This window comes from Clostridium sp. AF27-5AA (assembly GCF_003478415.1).
In the GTDB taxonomy this organism is placed as follows: domain Bacteria; phylum Bacillota; class Clostridia; order Lachnospirales; family Lachnospiraceae; genus Otoolea; species Otoolea fessa.
This window is the reverse complement of record NZ_QUFH01000006.1, coordinates 31,102-53,545: the sequence shown is the minus strand read 5'-3', so window position 1 is coordinate 53,545 and position 22,444 is coordinate 31,102. Positions and strand designations below refer to the sequence as shown.

The following is a 22,444-nucleotide window of genomic DNA, read 5'->3' as shown; positions in this document are numbered from 1 at the left end:
GTGTTGACAATTTTGCGAAAAAGGTTGAATTTAACATCCAAAAGTGGTATACTATAGCCATCCCAATAAAAAGGAGCGATGATTATGCGTTATAAGATTACTGGAAGAAATATCAATGTTACCCCGGGGTTAAAAGCAGCTGTAGAGGAGAAGATCGGAAAGTTAGAGCGATACTTCAATCAGGACACTGAAGTGAATATCACACTTACGGTTGAGAAAGATCGTCAGAAGATCGAGGTTACCATCCCTGTCAAAGGCACCATCATCCGTGCAGAGCAGGAAAGCAACGATATGTATGTATCGATTGATTTGGTAGAAGAAATCATCGAGCGTCAGCTCAAAAAATATAAGAATAAAATCGTAGACAAGAAACAGGCGGCCGTTGCATTCTCTGACCTCTTCATAAACGAAGAATATGATTCCAACGACGAAGTAGATATCGTCAAAGTAAAGAAATTCGCTATGAAGCCGATGGATCCGGAAGAGGCTTGTGTACAGATGGAACTCTTAGGACATAGTTTCTATGTATTCCTGAATTCCGAGACCGAGCAGGTCAATGTTGTTTACAAACGTAAAGGCAACACCTACGGATTGATCGAACCAGAATTTTAATTCATCGCTTCGTACTATAAGTAGACAAGTTTCCTGGCAAAAAGGGGAGCTGCCATGTGGCAGTTCCCCTTTTTGCGTTGTGTTAAGTTCCATTCATATCCAATTTCTTTTCTTAGAACAGACCCGTGATTCGTCCATTCTCATCGACATCGATCTTCTCTGCCGCCGGCACCTTCGGAAGTCCTGGCATCGTCATGATGTCGCCGGTCAGCGCTACGATGAAGCCTGCGCCCGCGGATACTTTCAGGTTGCGAACAGTTACTGTAAAGTTCTTCGGTGCGCCGAGCAGCTTCGCATTGTCCGAAAAGCTGTACTGCGTCTTCGCCATACAGATCGGATAGTTACCAAATCCAAGCTCAGTCAGGCGTTTTGCCTGCTTCTTTGCTGCATCCGTGAGTACAACGCCGTCGCCGTGGTAGATCTTCTTCACGATCGCATCCAGTTTCTCCTCGATCGTTGTATCGGTCTCATAGCAGTAGTGGAACTCGCTCTCAGTCTCGCACAGGCGGATGACTTCCTTTGCCAACTCCTCGCCGCCTTCTCCGCCTTTCGCCCATACCTCGGACAGAGCTACATTGACACCGACCTCATGGCACTTGTCCTCGATCAGCTTTAATTCTGCCTCGGTATCCATTGGGAAACGGTTGATCGCTACGACACACGGAAGTCCATATACCTTGGTAATATTTTCTACATGCTGCATCAGGTTCGGAAGTCCCTTCTCCAGTGCTTCCAGATTCTCTGCGTTTAAGTCAGCCTTCGCCACGCCGCCGTGATGCTTCAGGGCACGTACCGTCGCTACTACAACGACCGCCGACGGTTTCAGCTCTGCCATCCGGCACTTGATATCCAGGAATTTCTCCGCACCCAGGTCAGCGCCAAAGCCAGCCTCTGTGATCGTGTAATCACCCAGCTTTAATGCCATCTTTGTCGCAATGACGGAGTTACATCCATGCGCGATGTTCGCGAACGGACCGCCGTGGATAAATGCCGGTGTATGCTCTAAGGTCTGTACCAGGTTTGGTTTCAGGGCATCCTTTAAAAGAGCCGTCATCGCGCCCGCTGCTTTCAGATCACCGGCAGTGACCGGTTCCTCGTCATAGGTATAACCTACGATAATCTTGGAAAGGCGTTCTTTCAGATCCGTAATATTGCGTGCCAGGCACAGAACTGCCATGATCTCGCTGGCAACCGTGATGTCATATCCGTCCTCACGGGTCACGCCATCCACGCGGCGTCCCAGACCATCTACGATGTTGCGGAGCTGACGGTCATTCATATCGACAACACGCTTCCAGGTAATGCGCTTCGGATCGATGCGGAGTGCATTGCCCTGATAGATATGATTGTCCAGCATCGCTGCCAGCAGGTTGTTTGCTGCGCCGATCGCGTGGAAATCACCGGTAAAATGGAGGTTGATATCCTCCATTGGAATGACCTGTGCATATCCGCCGCCAGCTGCACCACCTTTAACACCAAAGACCGGTCCCAATGACGGCTCACGAAGCGCTACGGTTACCTTTTTGCCAAGACGTTTCAATCCGTCTGCCAGACCGACCGTGGTCGTGGTCTTTCCTTCTCCGGCTGGAGTCGGGTTGATCGCGGTCACCAGAATCAGTTTTCCATCCTTGCCCTCGGTCTCTTTCAGAAGACTGTAGTCAACCTTTGCCTTATAATTTCCATACTGCTCCAGATACTTCTCGTCTACGCCTGCTGCCTGTGCAATCTCACCGATTTTCAGTGGATTCGCTGCCTGTGCAATCTCAATATCTGTCATCATTACTCCTGTACCTCCCTGTTTTTGCGGTTTTGCCTGTTCCGGAAGTTTTCACACAGTGAATGTTATCTGCTTTATCTTCTGTAAAGAAGATCCCCCCTGTGAATTTCCCGGAAAGGCTGTGAATGTTATCTATTATATACTGTGTCTGACAATTTGGAAAGACACAAAATTGATTTTTCACAAAAAATTGCATCCGATTCCAGTTTTTCTACTCTTTTCTCAAGTTCTGATACATAACTTTCGTCCTTGATCGATGCCAGATTGATCTTCACATTAAAGAGCGCACCCACAACCGCTGTCCGGGCTAACATCGCCGCAATCAGACCGTCGGAAACGGCACCTTTATTGCCCCTCTTTACGACCGCTTCCGCCATCGGAAAAATCTTTGCCGCTGACTCCGCAATCGCAAGCGGCGCTTCGGTCGCCTCTTTTAACCCCTGCTGCAGGGCGGCAGTGCGGATTTTTTTCTCCTCCTCCGTCTCCTTCGGAAGCTTCAGCGCTCTCATATATCCATTGAACGATTCGCTGTCCTTTTTGATCCCCGCCAGCAGCTCCTCATGCAGCGCAGCGCCCTCAGCTGCCAGCGCCTGCATTTCCTCCTGCACCCCGGCATATTTTTCCTTTCCGATGGTCAGATTTGCCACCATTTCCATCAATGCCGCGCCCAGCGCCCCCACCATCGCCGACACGCTTCCGCCGCCCGGTACAGACGCCTTCGAAGCAGTTTCTTCTACGAACTGGTTTACGGAAAGTTCTCTTAATTCTGCCATGATTTTTCTCCTTTTTTATGAAAAAGAATGTGCCTTGGCACATTCTCGCGCCGAGCGCGGTCGCTTGCGACATGTTTCTGCTTCGCGCGAGTGCATACATTTTCCTATGAAAATGAAAAAATACCGCAAAATTGCTTGTCTCACCGATCAGAAATCTTCTGCCCCGCTGGCAACGTAATTTTGCGGTATTCCCACCGAGCCCTACGGATATGAAATCGTTCCGTAAGAACCGATATACTCCTTTATCTGCGTTTACTAATTTAAGAATGAAACTGCCTTACACGGTGTTCGGTAGTTGGACGGCGAAATCTTGATGCCGCTCTTTGCCGTACTTGCGTGGATAACCTGTCCATTGCCTATGTAAAGTGCTACGTGATTGATATAATTGCCGCTCGCATAAAAAAGCAGATCGCCCGGCTGTACTGCGCTGACCGCAACCTCCTTGCCCTTTGCCGCCTGATCTCTCGAGCTTCGTCCGGTTGAAATACCGAAATGTGCAAATACACTCATTGTAAATCCGGAACAGTCCGCGCCGTTTGTCAGACTGGTTCCGCCGTATACATACGGATTTCCAAGGAACTGCTTTGCGTATGCCACAACCGCAGAACGAGTAGCATTTGTTACTTCATTTCCAGAAGAGGACGTACCGCCTGTGCCTGGTCCGCCGCCCGGTCCAACGCCGCTTGCAGTGGTCGCTTTCGTCGCTGCCGCGGTAGTCGGCGCTTTCGTCTCAGCTGCCTTTGTCGTCTCCTTGGCTGCCGCTGTCGTCTCAGCTTCCTTGCTTTCGCTCGGATTCGCCTCTATTGTTCCGCTGTAGGAAGTCTCCGATGCTTTGGTCGTCTCTTTGGCAGCTGCCGTGGTTTCCTTCGCCGCTGCCGTGGTTTCCGCTGCCCTCGACTCTTCCTCGGCTTTCTTCTTTACCTGTTCCAGGTTCTCGATCGCCGCATTCGCTTCCTGTTTCAGTTTTTCTTCTTCAGCTTTCTGCTGCTGTTCCTCAGCTACGGAAACTGCCTGCTTAAAGTCTACCTGTGTCGTAATATAATCTTTATACACATATCCGACCAGATCATTATCGACGGAAATCTTGGCAAAATCGCCCTCTTCTCCGATTACCTCATACTCTGCATCGGCAGAAAGAAGATCCAGCGTCTTGCCCTCTAAGCTCGGCGTCTCTCTCAGGCGAAGCGTAGAGGTATTTGTAACCTTCGCGTAGGTTGTGCCGACTTCCCTGGCAATCTTGGACGCCTCCTCGCCGGTCACAAAATACTGTGCTTTAATATAACCGGTCACGGACCCCGACTGGATATGGTACCATTTGCCGCCCTCGCCATCCACCGTGTCCAGAATTGTCGCCGCACAGTTATTGTAAATCTTTCCAACTACCTCGCTGCCTGTGCTCGCCTGTGCGCGAACATTGACATAATTGGTCACACGGGAAATCGCGATATTATCGTAGATCGACTTGGACATTGCGTGGACAACCGCCTCAGTCTCGCCAGTTGTCTCCTTTGGCTGGGCTTTCGTCTCTGCTGCCACCTGTGCCGGTTTGGCTGTCTGCGCGCCGCCTGCCACGCCCGTCCGACCGGCTCCCGCCACTGCCAGAACTTCTTTAGAAGCAAATGCCTCCGCCAGCTCTTTTTCCGGGTTCAAGCTGCTCGCATAGTAATTATTGATCGCCACTGACGCACCAGCGACCGGGGCATCCGTCTCCAGATTCATCGCCGCCTGGGCGCTCATCTGTCCCGTCCCTGCCATCACAAGGCACGCCCCTGATGCTATCAGAAATTTCAGCGTTTTTCTCATAAGAACCTCCTACTCTTCTGTCCGTTCTGTTCCGTCGTTTTATCTCAAACTGTAACTGTTCAGTACCTTCACAGTCACGCGCAAAAATCCATTAAAAATTGCCTACGGCAATGGGATTTTTGCCTGCTGACCCATGTTTTCGTACGGTCAGCGCAGTAAATGCGCAGACCTACTAAACAGTTACTCTGTTTTCTTCTATGTTAAAAATGAGTTATGCCTGAAGATATCGCTCTGCAGATGCCACGCAGTTTGCACCGTCCGATGCCGCTGTCAAAATCTGGCGCAACGCCTTGGTCCGGACATCTCCGGCTGCAAATACGCCCGGAACGCTCGTCTGACCGCTCTCATCCGCCCGGATGTAGCCCTGCTCATCAAGCTCTAACTGACCCGCATACAGCTCACTCTCCGGTGCGATTCCGACCGCAATAAAGACGCCATCCACGTCCAGCCGCTTCTCTTCTCCGGTTTTGGTCTGTCTCAGCCGCAACGCCTCCACCTGAGCCTTCCCTTCAATCGCAACCGTCTCGCTGTTCCAGACAAATTCAATATTTTCAAGCGCCTGTAAGCGCTCCTGCAGCCGTTTTGCCCCGCGAAGCTTGTCTCTGCGGTGGACGATATATACTTTTTCACACATCCGTGCAAGAAAAATTGCATCTTCCAGCGCCGCGTCGCCGCCGCCCACAACGGCAACCGTCCTTCCTCGGAAAAATGCCCCGTCGCAGGTCGCGCAGTATGAAACGCCTGCCCCGCGAAGTTCCTCTTCTCCCGGCACCTCCAACGTCCTGTGATGTGCTCCGGATGCCAGAATCACACAGCGTGCCTCATACGTCTCTTCCTCGCAGACTACTTTCTTCACGTTTCCTGAAAGCTCGACCTGCACGACCTCATCCTGTACAACTCTTGCTCCCAGCTTGTTTGCATGCTCCCGGAACTGTCTGGAAAGCTCAAAGCCGGTCACACCCGGAAATCCCGGATAATTGTCCACCTCCCAGGTATTCAGCACCTGTCCGCCGCTGATTCCATTCTTCTCTATCACAATCGTGTCCAGACATGCCCGCTGTGCATAAATCGCCGCACTCAAGCCAGCTGGTCCGGAACCAATGATTATTATATCATACATGGTATACAGTTCCTTTCTTCCGAATCTGTTCGGTAATTGATCCGCTCTATCGCTGTGTCAGATCCATTTGGTTTTAGTATAACACATTTTGGCACTTTCATACAATGCTGTAAAACACTCAGAACAGCAAAAAATGGATGAAAATTTCTTACGATTTTATGACAGGCGGAAAAATGAAACTATTTCACGAATTTTAAATACATGCTATAATTCAATCAAATATGATGTTGGGGTCAAAAGCTTTTGACCCCTCTAATACCGAATTGCTCTGCACTGCGTGCTCCCGCAATTCTCAAAAACATTCGCAATTCGCTCATTTTTCTTTGAAAAATGGCTACTTACTCATGTTTTTGGCGGGTCCCAAGGTCAAAAATTCTCCTGCAAGCAAGCTTGCGTCGAACTTCTGACCTTTTGACCCTGGTATCATCAAATATACGCATATAAGGAGTTTACTGCCATGAATCATAAAACTATCCTCGTAACCGGCGCTTCCCGCGGAATCGGGAAAGCGATTGCATTAACCTACGCCAGGAATGGCTGGGATGTCGTGATTACCTGCCTGAGGCGGGAAGAAGAATTAAAAAAGACCCAGCGCGAAATCGAAGCGCTGGGCGTTTCCTGCCTTGCCTGGATGGGCGATGCGGGCGATTTTGAGAGCTGTTCCCGCCTGTTTGGCGCGATCCGGGAGCGCTTCGGTTCCCTGGATGTCCTCGTCAACAATGCAGGGATTTCCTACATCGGTCTGTTCCAGGATATGACGCCGGACGAGTGGAACCACATTCTCAATACCAACCTGACCTCCGTCTTCAACTGCTGCCGCCTCGCCGTTCCGATGATGGTGTCACGCAAATCGGGACGCATCCTCAATATTTCCTCCGTCTGGGGCGTCTGCGGCGCTTCCTGCGAAGTCGCCTATTCTGCCACCAAAGGCGGCATCAACGCCATGACGCGCGCCCTCGCGAAGGAACTTGCGCCGAGCAGCATCCAGGTCAACGCGATCGCCTGCGGCGCTATTGACACCGAAATGAACCAGTTTCTCGATGAAGAAGAACGGAATGCCCTGCTGGAAGAAATTCCAGCAGGACGTATGGGGCGTGCCGAGGAAGTCGGAAAACTGGCATACCAGCTGGGGAGCGAGGACTCCTATTTAACGGGACAGATAATTCAACTGGACGGCGGCTGGATCTAAAACCTGAAATAAATAAACGGATTATACGTGCTGCTGACGAGATACATGGTACACAAAAACAGCAGCACAGCCATAATCACAATATCCACTGTCTTTGTCACTTCTTTCTCATACAAATGCTCCCGCAGCTTCGGGCATATACTCTGCGCGATGCCCGAAAGCAGCACGCCCAGCACCGCAAGAAAAATTACCTTCCGATTCACGAACAGCGATGCCGGATAGATGCCGTTCTCCCAGGTAAACATCTGATGCAGGATCACTTTCGCATCCGCCAGCGTATCGGCGCGGAAGAACACCCAGCCAACCACTACAACCAACGCCGTATAGATGTGATTCAGTCCCCGGAAGCAGTTCTTCTCCAATAGCTTCCCAAGTCCCATGCGTTCCACCACCAGAAACAGCCCATGGTACAATCCCCAGATGATAAAGGTTGCCCCAGCGCCATGCCAGAGCCCGGTCGCAAAAAAGACAATCAGCAGATTAACATACGTCCGCACCTGCCCTTTCCGGTTGCCGCCCAGCGGGATATAAAGATATTCCCTAAACCAGGTCGAGAGTGAAATATGCCAGCGTCTCCAGAACTCGCGGATCGAGGTAGAGATATACGGATAATTGAAGTTCTCCATAAAATCAAATCCAAACATTTTTCCCAATCCGATCGCCATATCCGAATATCCCGAAAAATCAAAATAAATCTGAAGTGTGTACAAAACCGCCAACATCCACGCATTGACCGTTCCCAGCTGTGCCAGCGGTTTCTCCATCATCCAGTCCACCGTCGCCGCAAAGGTATTAGCAAACAACATTTTTTTCGCCAGTCCGTAGGAAAAGCGCTTGATTCCATACGCCATCCCCTCCGCCGTACACTGCCGGTTCCCAATCTGTTCGCAGACATCGTGATACTTGACGATCGGTCCCGCGATGAGCTGCGGAAAGAAGGAAATATAGAGCGCCAGATGAAAGATATTTTTCTGCGCCTGAATCGTCCCCCGGTACACATCCACCACGTAGGAAAGCGCCTGAAACGTGTAGAAGGATATTCCGACCGGAAGAGCAATCTCGCGGAAAGAAAGTGTATGTGCGCCGCCCGCAAAGCGGCTTAACAGAGAATTTGCAATCTCGACTGCGAAGTTAAAATATTTGAAATAGCCCAGAAGAAGGAGGTTTAAAAACACGCAGGTTGTAACAGCAAGGCGCATTCTGTGTTTACTCTGCATCCTCCCAATCCACAATCCAAAGAAATAATTCAGCCCGATCGAAACAAGCATCAGAATCACATACTTCGGCTCGCCCCACGCATAAAAAAAGAGGCTGGCAGTCAGAAGGACGCTATTGCGGATATGCAGATTTTTCGTTATAAAATAAAGCAAAAATACCGCTGGCAAAAAATACCATAGGAACACAAGGGAACTAAATAACATAAATCATACCATCCTGTATTTGTTACTGTTCACACATACGTGCCCAGTAACGGAATTTGCCGTGGCTTCTCTTTTAAATACGGCAAATTCCTGCCGCCACCACGTTTTCTTACGGCACTTTCGGTTCCAAAAGTGCCTACCCGTGAACAGTAACCTGTATTTTCTTATATAGCAGATAAATCATGTCTATATTCCAGACACTCTATTATACGGGCAATCCACCTTAATCTGTCAAGTGTTTTTGACCAGAATAAAGAATGTGCCTTGGCACATTCTCGCGCCGAGCGCGGTCGCTTGCGACATATTTCTGCTTCGCGCGAGTGCGCATCCTCGCGGAGCGTTTTTTGTTTCATAGGACGCAATTTCCTATGAAACAAAAAAACCCTGCCTCCCAGGTTCATCACCTCGGAAACAGGGTTCTCTTTACTCGCTGGCACGGGACTGCGGAGTACTGGGTGGAGTAAATCCGTCCAGCCGGCGCTGTCTCATATATTTATCAGAGAAAAATATACAAAACTCTACTGCTTATTTATTGTAAGAAGATATCTCTTCCTGCTTTTAATTAGTTGTTCTTAGCTGCTGCTTTAGCTTCTTTGATCTTCTCAGTCAGCATCGGAACGATCTTGTTTAAGTCACCTACTACGCCGTAGTCAGCAACATCGAAGATCGGAGCAGACTCATCTTTGTTGATAGCAACGATGATGTCAGACTCTTCCATACCTGCCAGATGCTGAATAGCACCGGAGATACCGATTGCAAAGTATACGTTCGGGCGAACAGTCTTACCTGTCTGACCTACCTGAAGATCCTTCGGCTTCCAGCCAGCATCTACAACTGCACGAGAGCAGCTTACGGTACCGCCGATAGCCTCTGCCAGATCATCCAGAATCTTGAAGTTCTCCGGGCTTCCTACGCCACGACCGCCGGATACAAGGATCTTAGCATCCATGATATCAACGGTGTTGGATACAGCCTTAACAACTTCCAGAATATCAACATATTTGTTGTTCTTTGTGAATCCCGGATTGAACTCAGTAACAACAGCTTTTTTGCCAGCTTCCTTCGGAGCCTTCTGCATAACACCCGGACGAACGGTTGCCATCTGCGGACGGAAATCCGGGCAAGCGATGGTAGCGATGGTGTTGCCGCCGAATGCCGGACGAGTCATAAGCAGCTGATTGTGCTTTGTCTCTCTACCCGGAACCGGATTCATCGGGAAATCACCGATATCAAGTTTTGTACAGTCTGCAGTCAGACCTGTATGGATTCTAGCGCAAACACGCGGACCAAGGTCACGACCGATTGCAGTAGCACCGATCAAGAAGATTTCCGGTTTGAACTCTTCAATAACAGATGCGATTGCATGTGTGTACGGCTCTGTACGGTACTCTTTTAACTCCGGATCGTCTACAACGATAACCTTGTCTGCACCGTACTCTGCTAACTGATCTGCAAGACCCTTAACGTCAGAACCAACTAAAACAGCGGTTACCTCTACTCCTAAATCTTTTGCTAATTCTTTACCTTTGCCAATCAGCTCAAAAGCGATATTGCTGATAACATTATCCACCTGCTGTGCAAAGACAAATACGCCCTTATATGCTTCTAAGTTGTTCATCTTATTCACCACTCTTTTCTATAAAATAATTAGATAATGTGTTTCTCTGCCAGTTTGCCAACGATATAATCTGCGGAAGCTGCCGGATCAAGTTCTACTTTCTCGCCAGCACCCTTTCTTACCTTATCGGAAGCTTTTGCGATCTGTGTCGGTGATCCCTTCAGACCAAGGTTGGAATCCTCAACCTCTTTCAGATCTTTTCTGCCCCAAACGGTAATCTCTTTTGCATATGCATCAAAGATTCCGCCCGGAGTCATATAACGCGGCTCGTTTAACTCTGCAAGAGCGGTTAAAAGACACGGAAGCTGTGCTTTTACTACATGATATCTATCATCATACTGACGCTCAACTACGATGTATTTCTCAGCTTCGTTTACTTCACGAATCTTCTGAGCGTAGCTGATTACCGGAAGGCCAAGGTGCTCGGAGATCTGCGGACCTACCTGAGCGGTATCGCCATCGATAGCCTGACGGCCAGTAATGATTAAGTCATAATCCAGGTTGCGAAGTGCGCCTGCGATTGTCTGGGAAGTAGCCCAGGTATCTGCACCACCAAGTACACGGTCAGTTACAAGAACACCATTGTCTGCGCCCATAGCCATAGCCTCGCGAAGAACCTCTTCAGCCTTCGGAAGACCCATAGTAACTACGGTAACTTCTGCACCATACTGATCTTTTAAGCGAAGCGCTGCCTCCAGACCTGCTTTATCATCTGGGTTCATGATTGCCAGCATTGCGCTTCTGTCAAGAGTACCATCCGGGTTAAATTTAACTCCGCCTTTGGTATCCGGAACCTGTTTTACACAAACTACAATTTTCACGGTATTTTCACTCCTTATTTTTTTCTTTTTTCTCTAGGACTGAGATTGTTCTGATTTCTCTGCAGACTGAATTATTTTAACAGATCAGCGGAGATAACCATTCTCTGAACCTCAGATGTACCCTCGTAGATCTCAGTGATCTTAGCATCACGCATCATACGCTCTACGTCGTACTCTCTCGTGTAGCCGTAACCACCGTGAAGCTGTACAGCCTTGGTTGTAACTTCCATAGCAACCTCTGCTGCATACAGTTTAGCCATAGCTGCTTCTACAGAATAGGTTTTCTGTGTCTTCTTAGCAACGGCTGCTCTGTAAACAAGGAGCTGAGCTGCTTTAACTTTGGTAGCCATATCTGCCAGCTGGAACTGAGTGTTCTGGAACTGACCGATAGCACGACCAAACTGTTTTCTCTCTTTTACATAATCAACAGTTCTCTCAAGAGCGCCCTCTGCAAGACCAAGTGCCTGGGAAGCGATACCGATACGTCCGCCATCCAGGGTATGCATAGCGATGTGGAAACCTTTGCCCTTCTGGCCAAGCAGGTTCTCTTTCGGGATACGGCAATCTGTGAAGATCAGCTCGTATGTAGCAGATCCACGGATACCCATCTTCTTCTCTTTGGTACCGAAGGTGAAGCCCGGAGTTCCTTTCTCTACGATAAATGCAGAGATCTCTTTTTTCTTTCTGCCCTTTACTTCAACAACGCCTGTTACAGCGATGATAACGTAAATGTCAGCCTCTTTACCATTGGTAATGAAAACTTTGGAGCCGTTTAATACCCACTCGTCGCCGTCTAATACAGCCTTGGTCTGCTGACCCTGAGCATCTGTACCAGCACCCGGCTCAGTAAGACCGAAAGCACCAAGCTTCTCGCCCTTAGCAAGCGGAACCAGGTATTTCTGTTTCTGCTCTTCAGTACCGAAGGTCTGGATCGGATCGCAGCACAGAGATGTGTGTGCAGATACGATAACGCCGGTAGTACCACAAACTTTGGAAAGCTCCTCAACGCACATAGCGTATGTTAACGGATCACAGCCCTGTCCACCATACTCCTTCGGAACCGGGATGCCCATGAAGCCAAGCTTCTGCATCTTTTTAACGGTTTCCTCCGGGAAGTGCTCTGTCTCGTCAACTTCCTGTGCCAAAGGTTTTACTTCGTTCTCGGCGAAGTCATGGAATAACTTTCTCGCCATTTCATGCTCTTTACTTAATGTAAAATCCATGTGTCTATTCCTCCATCATTTTCTTATATACGCTTAAGAGGCGGCTTTAAGCGCCGCCCCGTTGCGGTTCTTAAAAATCTGGTACTCTATTATGTTTTCATCTGGTCAAGAAGCCAGACTTATGTACATATTAGTTGTACTTGTAGAAGCCTTCGCCAGACTTACGGCCAAGCTTGCCGCCGCGAACCATCTTTCTAAGAAGCGGCTGCGGACGGTACTTCGGGTCACCAGTCTCAGACTGAAGTACTTCCATGATAGCCAGAACAACGTCCAGACCTACCAGGTCGCCCAGTTCAAGCGGTCCCATCGGATGGTTAGCACCCAGCTTCATAGCGGTATCGATACCCTCTACAGAAGCCTCGCCCTCAGCGTAGATACCGATAGCTTCGTTGATCATCGGGATGAGGATACGGTTTACTACGAAACCAGCGCCCTCTTCTACCTGTACCGGGATCTTGCCGATCTCTTCAGAGATCTTCTTAACTTTGTCAACAATCTCTACCGGAGTGTTTAAGCCTGCGATAACCTCAACCAGCTTCATAACCGGAGCCGGGTTGAAGAAGTGCATACCGATAACCGGGCGGTCAAGACCCGCACCGATCTCAGTAATGGACAAAGAAGAGGTGTTGGTAGCGAATACGCAGTCTGCCTTGCAGATAGCGCCCAGCTCTTTGAAGGTCTGTTTTTTGATCTCCATGTTCTCGATTGCTGCCTCAACTACGAGATCGCAGTCGCTGCAGATAGTCTTAACGCCGGTATGGATTCTGGCAAGGATCTTGTCTGCATCCTCTTTTGCCATCTTTCCTTTTGCTACTCTCTTCTCAAAGTTCTTGGAAATTTTCAGTTTGCCGTTGGAAGCAAACTCTTCGTTAATATCACACAGGCATACTTCATATCCATCTACCTGGGCAAATGCCTGAGCGATTCCGGAACCCATGGTTCCTGCACCAATAATACCAACTTTCATGACAAATCCTCCTGAAATTATACAACTATAATTTAACTAACTATCTATTGTTAAACTGCTCCACTTTCCGTTTCTCAAGGAATGCCTGCATACCGTTCTTCTGATCTTCTGTCTCGAAGCATCCGCCAAACAGTTTTTCCTCGATCACGATAGCCTGATCCATATCAGTCTGAAGTCCGTCGTTCATCGCCTTCTTGCTGTTTCTGACAGCGATCGGAGCCATCTTTGCGATAGTGCCTGCCAGCTTCTTCGCAGCCGGCATCAGCTCTTCCTGTGTATAAACAGCATTTACAAGTCCGACACGGTATGCCTCGTCCGCTTTGATGTTGCGGGACGCAAATACCATCTCTTTTGCCTTGCCCGGTCCGATGAGACGTGCGAGTCTCTGTGTACCGCCGAAGCCTGGTGTGATACCAAGACCTACTTCAGGCTGTCCGAATAATGCATTGTCCGAGCAGATACGGATATCACAGCTCATGGCAAGCTCGTTGCCGCCGCCGAGTGCGAAACCGTTTACTGCCGCGATAACCGGAACCGGGAAGGTTTCGATCTTGCGGAAAATATCGTTGCCGAATTTACCGAAGTGCTCGCCCTGCTCCTTGGTCATCACGCTCATGGCAGCAATGTCAGCACCAGCTACGAAAGATTTCTCTCCTGCGCCGGTCAGGATAATTGCACGAATTTCGGAAAGGTCTACTGCATCAAATGCAGCTTCAATATCCTTCAGCACATCCTCGTTTAACGCGTTCAGTGCCTTCGGACGATTAATAGTTATGACTGCGACGTGTCCGTCTACCTCATAGTCTACAAATCCCACTTCCAGTTCCTCCTAAAAAGCTCTTGAATTGAAATACGTAAAACCAGAAACAGCCGGAGCGCCGGGGATAAGCCCCGACGACTCCGGTTCTGCGTCAGAAATTAGTCTCTCTCAACGATCGTTGCGCAGCCCATGCCGCCACCGATACACAGAGTAGCCAGACCCTTCTTAGCGTCACGTTTCTGCATCTCGTATAACAGAGTTGTCAGGATACGGCAGCCAGATGCTCCTACCGGATGTCCGATAGCGATTGCACCGCCGTTTACGTTCAGGATGTCTTTGTTGAAGCCAAGGTCACGAGCTACAGCGATAGACTGAGCTGCGAATGCCTCGTTTGCCTCGATCAGGTCGAAGTCTTCTACCTTCCAGCCTGTCTTCTTCAGAACTTTCTTGGTAGCTGCAACCGGTCCAATACCCATGATGCTCGGATCTACACCGCCCAGAGCGCCTGCTACCCATGTAGCCATCGGTTTGATACCCAGTTCTTTTGCTTTCTCTTCGCTCATAACAACTACAGCTGCTGCACCATCGTTGATGGAGGAAGCGTTACCAGCTGTTACACGTCCGTCTTTCTTGAATGCCGGACGAAGCTTGCCAAGAACCTCTACAGTGGAACCCGGACGCGGACCCTCATCGGTATCTACGATAACAGTCTCTTTTTTCTTCTTAACTTCGATCGGAACGATCTCGTCTTTGAAACGTCCAGCCTCGATAGCTGCGCAAGCCTTCTGCTGGCTAGCTGCTGCAAACTCATCGAGTTCTTCTCTTGTGATACCCCACTGATCGCAGATGTTCTCAGCGGTGATACCCATGTGGTAATCGTTGAATGCATCCCACAGAGCGTCATTTACCATGGTGTCGATCATGGTCGCATTGTTCATACGGTATCCGTAACGAGCCTTCATCAGAGCATACGGAGCTGCGGACATGTTCTCTGCACCACCAGCTACTACGATGTCAGCATCGCCTGCAAGGATCATATCTGCTGCTGCGTTTACAGCATTCAGACCAGAACCGCAAACCACGTTCAGGGTAACTGCCGGAACTTCTACCGGAAGACCAGCTTTCAGAGACATCTGACGTGCTACGTTCTGACCAAGACCAGCCTGGATAACACATCCCATGTATACGTGATCAACCTGCTCCGGAGCAACGCCTGCTCTCTTCAGAGCCTCCTTGATAACTACGGCACCCATCTCAGCTGCTGGAACAGTACTGAGCTGGCCACCCATAGAACCTACTGCGGTACGGCATGCACTTGCAATTACGACTTTCTTAGACATTGAAAAAATCCTCCTTGAAAATGATCCACCACGTAAATAACACAACTGCAGTAAATAGTAAAATAGTGATAAATATGATAGTGTATTTGTATCTTAACACCCCACGCGGCTCCTGTCAAATAATTATCAATGGATTTATAAAGATTTAAGATTCTCATTTTTCCGCGTACAATCCACTTATTTCTACATCGTTTTGATCGCCTTTAGGCGGAATGCACAATTTTTTTCTTCCGTTTTCTCAATAAAAGTGATCTTCTCTGGCATTATAACCAACATGGTATTTTGTTTGTGAATTAATAGACAAACTCATTTCTCTTCCATTTACATACACTTATATCTGTAATTCATAAATATGAATATGTCGTCATTTTCCCCTATTTTGTCCTCCGCCTCTTTCGTTGACAAGGGGTAGTGGAGATGATACACTGATAAACAACGGGGGATGTCCGAATCACGCATTTGTACGGACTTCTTCATATTATTAAAAAGGACAAGGTGAATAAGTATGGATTACAAGAAACTGTATGCAGAAAAGCTGGTTTCCGCTGAAAAAGCTGCTTCCGTCGTTAAATCTGGCGACTGGGTTGACTATGGCTGGACCACCGGCACTCCGGTAGCAGTCGATGCTGCTATCGCAAAACGTCTTCCGGAACTGGAGAATGTAAACTTCCGCGGCGGTATCCTGATGTGGGTACCGGAGATCTTCAAGATCGAAAACCCGACAGCTCATATGACCTGGAACTCCTGGCACATGAGCGGTATCGAGAGAAAGGCAATCGCACAGGGATTCAGCTTCTATGCTCCGATCCGTTATTCCGAGCTTCCGAGATACTATCGTGAGTCCGCAACCAAACCGGATGTAGCTGTATTCCAGGTCGCTCCGATGGACGAGCACGGTTATTTCAACTTCGGACCAAATGCTTCCCATATGGCAGCCTGCTGCGAGACTTCCAAGGTTGTCATCGTAGAGGTCAATGAAAATATGCCGGTCTGCCTCGGCGGATTTGAGAACGGCGTTCATATCTCCAACGTAGACATGATCGTAGAGGGCAGCAACCCGACCATCGCAGAGATGGGAGGCGGCGCAGCAGCGACTGATGTCGATGAAGCAGTTGCAAAACTGATCGTAGACGAGATCCCGGATGGTGCCTGCTTACAGTTAGGTATCGGCGGTATGCCGAACGCAGTTGGTTCCCTGATTGCGAAATCTGACTTAAAGGATCTGGGTGTTCACACCGAGATGTACGTTGACGCATTCGTTGATATTGCCGCAGCCGGCAAGATCACAGGCGCTCACAAAGCACTGGACAAAGGCCGTCAGGTATACGCATTCGGCGCTGGTACCAAGAAACTGTATGACTACTTAAACAACAACCCGGCCTGCATGAGTGCTCCGGTTGATTACACCAACGACGTCCGCACCATCGCAGCCCTGGACAACTTCATGTCCATCAACAACGCGGTTGACCTCGACCTCTTCGGTCAGGTAAATGCAGAGTCCGCAGGAATCAAGCACATCAGCGGTGCAGGCGGACAGCTTGACTTCGTTCTGGGCGCTTACCTGTCCAAGGGCGGAAAGAGCTTCATCTGCTGCTCCTCCACCTTCAAGAACAAGGCTGGCGAGCTGCAGTCCCGTATTCTCCCGACCTTAAATCAGGGTTCCATCGTAACCGATACACGTGCAAACCTGCACTACCTGGTAACCGAGTACGGTAAAGTAAACTTAAAGGGTCTTGCAACCTGGCAGAAATGCGAGGCTATCATCTCCGTTGCACATCCGCAGTTCCGCGATCAGCTGATTAAGGAAGCTGAGAAGATGCATATCTGGAGACAGAGCAATAAGATCTGATAAGAACTCAAGATCTGATAAAATCGGCAGGATTCGGAGACAAAATCCAGCAAACCATCCATGGTATCTGAGACTCCCGGTTCTCCGATACATCAGATACGTTTATTTTCTAAAAAAAGTGCTTTTCCTCTCAAGAAATTTTCTTCGAGAAGAAAGGCACTTTTTTATTTATACTTTTTTATTTATACTTTTTTCTTATAGTTTTTGTTCTACAAATCTCTGTCTACCATCCGCTACTGTTCCAGAGACTTCCACCGGAAGTTCGGAATCACATCCGACCACTTATTAATTCCGATGATTGATTTTGCAAAATTCGAAGTTTCCAGCGTGTATCTCTTCTGATCAATATCGTGGAAAACTCTCCAGAGCTTTCGATCCTTTACCGCTACAATCTCATTGCCCTGATTCATATCACAGGACCACAGACCGAAGCTTAAGCCTGCCCTTACCTCTGACGGCGCATCGACCTGACGACTCAGAATGTACGCGTCGATATACGGGTTACTATCCACGATATAGTAAGAATATGCAAATGCCGCCGCCTGGATATCCGACACATCGCCGCGCGTCAGACTCTGTGCAGTAAATCCTTCCTCCGTCAGAATGACATGGCGCACCTCGCCAGATGCTGTCTTCATCGAATCCTGATTCAGATAATCGGTCAGTACATGCAAGTTTGCAAAGTTGACAATCGGTGAATCTGCACTCTCGGTTACCAGCCCCGTTGCCGGATCATCCCAGAATTCCGGTTCCGTCATCGGGTACGGATACGGATGGTAGGCAATGCCCCAGTCCATCTGGCCTTCCGTTACTGCCAAGGCGTTAAACGTATCAACAATGCCTTTGCCCGTATAATGCACCTGATCGTTCAGGTTCTCATACGGAGCTCCCCACCAGAAATCAAGTGAAAAATAAACCCGGTCATTCGCACTTGTGCTCTTGATCGCCGTGTAGAACGTGCGGAATGCCTGCTGATACGTGGATACATATGCATTCAAATCTGCCGGTCCCATGTAGTTCCAAATCTGGTTGTTGATCTCATTGCCCAGAATCCAGTTGGAAATCTTCGCATAATTTGAATTATGATTCTTGCCGCTGTAACGATCCGCCAAAAACGCGAAGATCGCACGCGTTGTCTCAAATCCTTCCTGTGTCTTCGTGTTAAACATATAATAATTGGCGCTCGAAGATTTCGCAGTTCCCGCATGAACCAGTTCCGGGTGCGCGTCATTCCAGTCATTTAAAACGATCGCCGTCACAGATATATCTTTTCCGATATATGTACTGATCACCTTGTCATAATTTTCAACCACCGACTTATTAAAATGATACGTTTTTCCATCGTACTCATAATCAATGCCACTTCCTAAAAACTGGGAAAATGCGATATTGACCGCCACATGTTTGACACCCAGTGTAAATGCATCGTTGAGCATATTTAACTGGATATTCAAGCCCTTTTTCGTCAGCGGCGTCTTAAACGCATCCTGATTGGATGCAACCACCTCCGGATTTGTGATATAATGTGCCGCGCCAACTGCCGTAAATGCAGTTCCGTCAAACACTGCCGGAACAAACCGGCTGTAAAGGCGGTCCTGGGCAGTTCCCTTGTTTAAAGGAATCGAGACGGTCCTCGTCTCCCCTGCGCCTACGCTGCTGACATAATCAGTCCGGCTTCCAATCTCCGACTCATACGGCCGCAATTCAAACAGATAAATCTTTCCGTCCGTCCCCGTTGTATCACCGTTGCTTGAAAGTGAAATATCCACTGTATTCTGCCCCGAACCAATCAGACAGGAGCCGATCGAAGCGGTTATCTGAAACGTCTGCGCCGCCAGTGCTGTGAACGCAGCCGCCACACTCAGGCAGACCGCTGCAGCCAGGACAAGCGCCGTTTTCATCCATTTTTTCATCCTGTTCCTTCCTTTCCGTCTAATATCCTATGGTATTTGATCATACTTCATTCTTCCGTCAGATTCAATTACTATTTTATTAAGGATTATTACAACTATTTTGGAAATCCTGTATGATTCCCAGCATTTTATCTTTTCCAAGCCTTGATTTCTTTCTTATTCCTATTCTTTTACCACTTGCAAATATTGGTTTTATATATAAATCCCTTAGAGCCGCAAGTTTAAAAAGCTACAGTTTCCGGAACCATCAAGTATTCCTTCCGCCATAGCTTTTTGATATTAGCGATTATTTAGTTCTTAATGCCCTCATCGCATTTAAAATTGCAATGATGGAAACACCGACGTCCGCAAACACGGCTTCCCACATATTCGCCACTCCAGCCGCGCCCATCAGAAGCACAACCGCCTTAACCGCCAGGGCAAACACGATATTCTGGTGCGCAATTGCCATTGTCTTGCGTCCGATTTTAACCACACCTGCAATCTTCGCCGGGTTATCATCCATCAGGACAATGTCCGCCGCCTCGATCGCCGCGTCACTTCCCATGCTTCCCATTGCAATACCGACATCTGCGCGGGAGAGAACCGGTGCATCGTTGATGCCGTCGCCGACAAATGCCAGCTTCCGCTTTCCGGTCATCTCCGCCAGCATCTCCTCGACCTTCTGCACCTTATCCGCCGGAAGCAGCTCCGTGTACGCCTGATCGATGCCAACCTTCGCAGCCACCGCCTCGCCGACCGCTTTCCGGTCGCCCGTCAGCATAACAGTACGGCGGATTCCAGCCACCTTCAGTCCACGGATCGCATCCTCCGTCTCCGGCTTGATCGTATCGGCAATCAGGATACTTCCGGCAAATTTTCCGTCCTTTGCCAGATAAATCACAGTGCCGATGCCGTCGCATTCCTGATACGGTATATTTTTACTCTTCATCAGGCGTCCATTACCCGCCAGAACTTTGTGACCGTCAATCGTTGTCTCGATACCATGACCGGAAATCTCGTTGGTTTCACCGATGCGGGTTAAGTCGATCAGGGGGTTGCGTACCACTCCCTGCACACCCTCTTTGGACTGCACCTCTTTTATTGTGTCATTGTCAGCATCCAGAACGATTTCTGCTGTTCCCGCATTCGCCTTTTGAGTTTCTGCTTCTGCCAAACTGCCTTTTCTCTCACGATACGCCTCCCGTATCGATTCCGCGATCGGATGCGTCGAATAATTCTCGGCATACGCCGCCAGCTCCAGAAGCTCATCCTCACTGATTCCCGCCGGATGCAGCTCCGTCACTTTAAACTCGCCCTTCGTCAGGGTGCCTGTCTTATCAAATACAACCGTATCCAGCTCCGAAACTGCCTCCAGATAATTGCTTCCCTTGACTAACACACCGATGCGGGATGCAGCACCAATGCCGCCAAAGAAGCTAAGCGGAACCGAAATCACCAACGCACACGGGCAGGAAATTACCAGGAAAATACAAGCTCTCTGAATCCACTCGCCAAATTCTCCGCCCAGCACAATCGGCGGCACAAATGCCAAAGCAACCGCCGCGATCACGACCACCGGCGTATAATATCTGGCAAACCGGGTGATAAAGTTCTCCACCTTCGCCTTCTTGCTGCTGGCATTCTCCACCAGCTCCAGAATCCGCGCCACCGTCGAATCATCAAATTCTTTCGTCACGCGCACCCGCAGAAGCCCGCTGCCATTGACACATCCGCTGATGATTTCATCCCCGGCTGCCGCACGGCGCGGTACCGATTCACCAGTCAGTGCCGAGGTATCGATCATCGATTCACCCTCTACCACCACGCCATCCAGCGGAATCCGCTCTCCCGGCTGTACCACGATGATGTCATCTACTTCCACATCATCCGGATCGACCTGCTCTATCTGTCCATCTTTTTCAATATTGGCATATTCCGGGCAGATATTCATGAGATCGCTGATCGACTGGCGCGAACGGTTGACCGCATAACTCTGAAACAGCTCGCCAACCTGATAGAACAGCATAACCGCAACCGCCTCAGAAAACTCGCCCACACCGAACGCTCCGAACGTCGCTACTGTCATGAGGAAATTCTCATCAAACACCTGACCATTTTTAATCCCCCGAAACGCCTTGTATACAATATCCCATCCAATAATCAGATACGGAATTAAAAATACGACTAACTCTGTCCACGGCTGCGGCATTCCGGCAAATACATTCATTTTTTTCGCTGCTGCCGCCGCGATATATACGATTGCCGCCGCGACGATCCGCTTCAGCATCGTTTTCTGCTTCTGATTCATAAAGCCTCCCTTCATTCTGGAAACACATTCCCAGAAAAAAAGATATAGGAAAATGTGCCGGCACAGCTCATTTGCCTATATCTTTTTACTTTGCCCTTCTGTGCATTACACAATCTGATTTTATTCTTTTAAAAAGCAGCTTTTGATCCGATTATGCCTTTTCCAATTTTACATATTAATAATGCAGTCCGGTTCCACCTTCTTGCACACTTCTACAACCTCTTTCATGATCTCGTCGAAACGTGCGTCATCCGCATCGATCGTCATTTTCTGCATCATAAAGCTGACACTCGCATCATTGACTCCATCCAGCTTCTTGATCGCATCCTCCATCTTTGCTGCACAGTTTGCACAATCCAGATCAGTTAATTTAAATTTCTTCTTCATGATAATCCTCCTCTTTTTATTGAGTTATAAATTTTTAATGTTTGCTTTCCGAGACCTGCAATTTTTTTCTTTACAGATAGCACCGCTTTCACATTCATTCAATCCATTATCATCATTCAAGGAACTTGCTATTCTTTAATATGCTCAAAGCCCTGGTTGATAATCCGGTAAACATGGTCGTCTGCCAGCGAATAGAACACCGACTTTCCGTCCCGTCGGCTCTTGACAAGCTGCGACTGCTTGAGAATCCGAAGCTGATGCGAAATCGCCGACTGCGTCATATTAAGCAGCTGTGCAATGTCGCAGACACACATCTCCGACTCAAACAGCACAAACAAAATCCGGATCCGCGTCGAATCACCAAATACCTTAAACAGCTCCGCCAGATCATACAAATCATCGTCATCCGGCAGCATTCCCCGGACCGACTGCACAACCTCATCGTGAACAGCACACTCCTCACAGCACTCTACATCATGAATTGCCATCCGATTTCTCCCTTCATGCTACGCGTTTCTGCCCTGCTTCACTGCTTCTTTCGTGAAAGCAGTTTGCAGGATTTTATCAAGATTTCTTTGAAA

General features: G+C 48.8%; 18 protein-coding genes. 3 read left to right on the top strand and 15 right to left on the bottom strand.

Translation table 11 applies throughout. The features are described 5' to 3' along the window. Window positions 1-84: 84 nt before the first annotated feature. Entirely contained in the window at window positions 85-612 is a 528-nt protein-coding gene (raiA, locus tag DWY89_RS07875; RefSeq protein ID WP_022360630.1) for a ribosome-associated translation inhibitor RaiA, read from the top strand. Between the two features lie 112 nt (window positions 613-724). Here the strand turns inward: raiA and DWY89_RS07870 are convergent, their stop codons facing one another. The 4 genes from DWY89_RS07870 to trxB all read right to left on the bottom strand — a co-directional run bounded on the left by DWY89_RS07870 (window position 725) and on the right by trxB (window position 6,094). Continuing rightward, complete coding sequence (locus DWY89_RS07870; RefSeq protein WP_107001369.1) at window positions 725-2,392, bottom strand: formate--tetrahydrofolate ligase; 1,668 nt, start codon at window positions 2,390-2,392, stop codon at window positions 725-727. Between the two features lie 125 nt (window positions 2,393-2,517). Then, window positions 2,518-3,162, bottom strand: a complete 645-nt coding sequence (locus DWY89_RS07865) for a cyclodeaminase/cyclohydrolase family protein (RefSeq protein ID WP_118468430.1) — start codon at window positions 3,160-3,162, stop codon at window positions 2,518-2,520. A gap of 255 nt (window positions 3,163-3,417) precedes the next feature. After that, complete coding sequence (locus tag DWY89_RS07860) at window positions 3,418-4,965, bottom strand: SH3 domain-containing C40 family peptidase (RefSeq protein ID WP_118523310.1); 1,548 nt, start codon at window positions 4,963-4,965, stop codon at window positions 3,418-3,420. 211 nt (window positions 4,966-5,176) lie between these two features. After that, on the bottom strand, window positions 5,177-6,094 hold the full coding sequence (gene trxB / locus DWY89_RS07855) for a thioredoxin-disulfide reductase (protein ID WP_118523311.1): 918 nt from the start codon (window positions 6,092-6,094) through the stop codon (window positions 5,177-5,179). Window positions 6,095-6,542: 448 nt separating this feature from the next. Between trxB and DWY89_RS07850 the strand changes: the two genes are divergently transcribed. Further along, a complete protein-coding gene (locus DWY89_RS07850) occupies window positions 6,543-7,274 on the top strand; it encodes an SDR family oxidoreductase (protein WP_118523312.1) in 732 nt (243 codons plus the stop codon). Here the strand turns inward: DWY89_RS07850 and DWY89_RS07845 are convergent. The 7 genes from DWY89_RS07845 to DWY89_RS07815 all read right to left on the bottom strand — a co-directional run bounded on the left by DWY89_RS07845 (window position 7,271) and on the right by DWY89_RS07815 (window position 15,424). After that, window positions 7,271-8,695, bottom strand: coding sequence for an MBOAT family protein (locus DWY89_RS07845; protein WP_118523313.1), 1,425 nt, complete (start codon window positions 8,693-8,695; stop codon window positions 7,271-7,273). The genes DWY89_RS07850 and DWY89_RS07845 overlap by 4 nt on opposite strands. Before the next feature lie 562 nt (window positions 8,696-9,257). Then, a complete protein-coding gene (locus DWY89_RS07840) occupies window positions 9,258-10,313 on the bottom strand; it encodes an electron transfer flavoprotein subunit alpha/FixB family protein (protein WP_117796101.1) in 1,056 nt (351 codons plus the stop codon). Window positions 10,314-10,342: 29 nt separating this feature from the next. Beyond that, window positions 10,343-11,134, bottom strand: coding sequence for an electron transfer flavoprotein subunit beta/FixA family protein (locus tag DWY89_RS07835; protein WP_107001363.1), 792 nt, complete (start codon window positions 11,132-11,134; stop codon window positions 10,343-10,345). A 71-nt stretch (window positions 11,135-11,205) separates the two neighbouring features. Continuing rightward, window positions 11,206-12,357, bottom strand: a complete 1,152-nt coding sequence (locus tag DWY89_RS07830) for an acyl-CoA dehydrogenase (RefSeq protein ID WP_107001362.1) — start codon at window positions 12,355-12,357, stop codon at window positions 11,206-11,208. A 130-nt stretch (window positions 12,358-12,487) separates the two neighbouring features. Further along, complete coding sequence (locus DWY89_RS07825; RefSeq protein WP_107001361.1) at window positions 12,488-13,324, bottom strand: 3-hydroxyacyl-CoA dehydrogenase NAD-binding domain-containing protein; 837 nt, start codon at window positions 13,322-13,324, stop codon at window positions 12,488-12,490. 40 nt (window positions 13,325-13,364) lie between these two features. After that, window positions 13,365-14,141 (bottom strand): enoyl-CoA hydratase-related protein, encoded by a 777-nt coding sequence (locus DWY89_RS07820; RefSeq protein WP_117796103.1) that lies wholly within the window; start codon window positions 14,139-14,141, stop codon window positions 13,365-13,367. A 101-nt stretch (window positions 14,142-14,242) separates the two neighbouring features. Continuing rightward, window positions 14,243-15,424 carry an acetyl-CoA C-acetyltransferase gene (locus DWY89_RS07815; RefSeq protein ID WP_107001360.1) on the bottom strand — a complete coding sequence of 394 codons (1,182 nt, stop codon included), beginning with the start codon at window positions 15,422-15,424 and terminating at the stop codon, window positions 14,243-14,245. A 505-nt stretch (window positions 15,425-15,929) separates the two neighbouring features. Between DWY89_RS07815 and DWY89_RS07810 the strand changes: the two genes are divergently transcribed. Beyond that, window positions 15,930-17,273, top strand: coding sequence for a butyryl-CoA:acetate CoA-transferase (locus tag DWY89_RS07810; RefSeq protein WP_118524573.1), 1,344 nt, complete (start codon window positions 15,930-15,932; stop codon window positions 17,271-17,273). Between the two features lie 233 nt (window positions 17,274-17,506). Here DWY89_RS07810 and DWY89_RS07805 read toward each other — a convergent pair whose 3' ends face one another. The 4 genes from DWY89_RS07805 to DWY89_RS07790 all read right to left on the bottom strand — a co-directional run bounded on the left by DWY89_RS07805 (window position 17,507) and on the right by DWY89_RS07790 (window position 22,351). After that, window positions 17,507-19,186 (bottom strand): DUF5722 domain-containing protein, encoded by a 1,680-nt coding sequence (locus DWY89_RS07805; protein ID WP_107001358.1) that lies wholly within the window; start codon window positions 19,184-19,186, stop codon window positions 17,507-17,509. 286 nt (window positions 19,187-19,472) lie between these two features. Then, window positions 19,473-21,476, bottom strand: a complete 2,004-nt coding sequence (locus DWY89_RS07800) for a heavy metal translocating P-type ATPase (protein WP_118523315.1) — start codon at window positions 21,474-21,476, stop codon at window positions 19,473-19,475. 168 nt (window positions 21,477-21,644) lie between these two features. Then, on the bottom strand, window positions 21,645-21,863 hold the full coding sequence (locus tag DWY89_RS07795; RefSeq protein WP_022358590.1) for a cation transporter: 219 nt from the start codon (window positions 21,861-21,863) through the stop codon (window positions 21,645-21,647). 128 nt (window positions 21,864-21,991) lie between these two features. Then, complete coding sequence (locus DWY89_RS07790; protein WP_022358591.1) at window positions 21,992-22,351, bottom strand: metalloregulator ArsR/SmtB family transcription factor; 360 nt, start codon at window positions 22,349-22,351, stop codon at window positions 21,992-21,994. Between the last annotated feature and the right edge of the window lie 93 nt (window positions 22,352-22,444).

Excerpts from the sequence above, each read along its gene's own strand:
- DWY89_RS07830 (WP_107001362.1), bottom strand. The coding sequence starts at position 12,357 with ATGGATTTTACATTAAGTAAAGAGCATGAAATGGCGAGAAAGTTATTC.
- DWY89_RS07790 (WP_022358591.1), bottom strand. The coding sequence starts at position 22,351 with ATGGCAATTCATGATGTAGAGTGCTGTGAGGAGTGTGCTGTTCACGAT.
- DWY89_RS07865 (WP_118468430.1), bottom strand. The coding sequence starts at position 3,162 with ATGGCAGAATTAAGAGAACTTTCCGTAAACCAGTTCGTAGAAGAAACT.
- DWY89_RS07815 (WP_107001360.1), bottom strand. The coding sequence starts at position 15,424 with ATGTCTAAGAAAGTCGTAATTGCAAGTGCATGCCGTACCGCAGTAGGT.
- raiA (WP_022360630.1), top strand. The coding sequence starts at position 85 with ATGCGTTATAAGATTACTGGAAGAAATATCAATGTTACCCCGGGGTTA.
- DWY89_RS07870 (WP_107001369.1), bottom strand. The coding sequence starts at position 2,392 with ATGATGACAGATATTGAGATTGCACAGGCAGCGAATCCACTGAAAATC.
- DWY89_RS07800 (WP_118523315.1), bottom strand. The coding sequence starts at position 21,476 with ATGAATCAGAAGCAGAAAACGATGCTGAAGCGGATCGTCGCGGCGGCA.
- DWY89_RS07860 (WP_118523310.1), bottom strand. The coding sequence starts at position 4,965 with ATGAGAAAAACGCTGAAATTTCTGATAGCATCAGGGGCGTGCCTTGTG.
- DWY89_RS07810 (WP_118524573.1), top strand. The coding sequence starts at position 15,930 with ATGGATTACAAGAAACTGTATGCAGAAAAGCTGGTTTCCGCTGAAAAA.
- DWY89_RS07845 (WP_118523313.1), bottom strand. The coding sequence starts at position 8,695 with ATGTTATTTAGTTCCCTTGTGTTCCTATGGTATTTTTTGCCAGCGGTA.
- DWY89_RS07840 (WP_117796101.1), bottom strand. The coding sequence starts at position 10,313 with ATGAACAACTTAGAAGCATATAAGGGCGTATTTGTCTTTGCACAGCAG.
- DWY89_RS07850 (WP_118523312.1), top strand. The coding sequence starts at position 6,543 with ATGAATCATAAAACTATCCTCGTAACCGGCGCTTCCCGCGGAATCGGG.
- DWY89_RS07805 (WP_107001358.1), bottom strand. The coding sequence starts at position 19,186 with ATGAAAAAATGGATGAAAACGGCGCTTGTCCTGGCTGCAGCGGTCTGC.
- DWY89_RS07825 (WP_107001361.1), bottom strand. The coding sequence starts at position 13,324 with ATGAAAGTTGGTATTATTGGTGCAGGAACCATGGGTTCCGGAATCGCT.
- DWY89_RS07795 (WP_022358590.1), bottom strand. The coding sequence starts at position 21,863 with ATGAAGAAGAAATTTAAATTAACTGATCTGGATTGTGCAAACTGTGCA.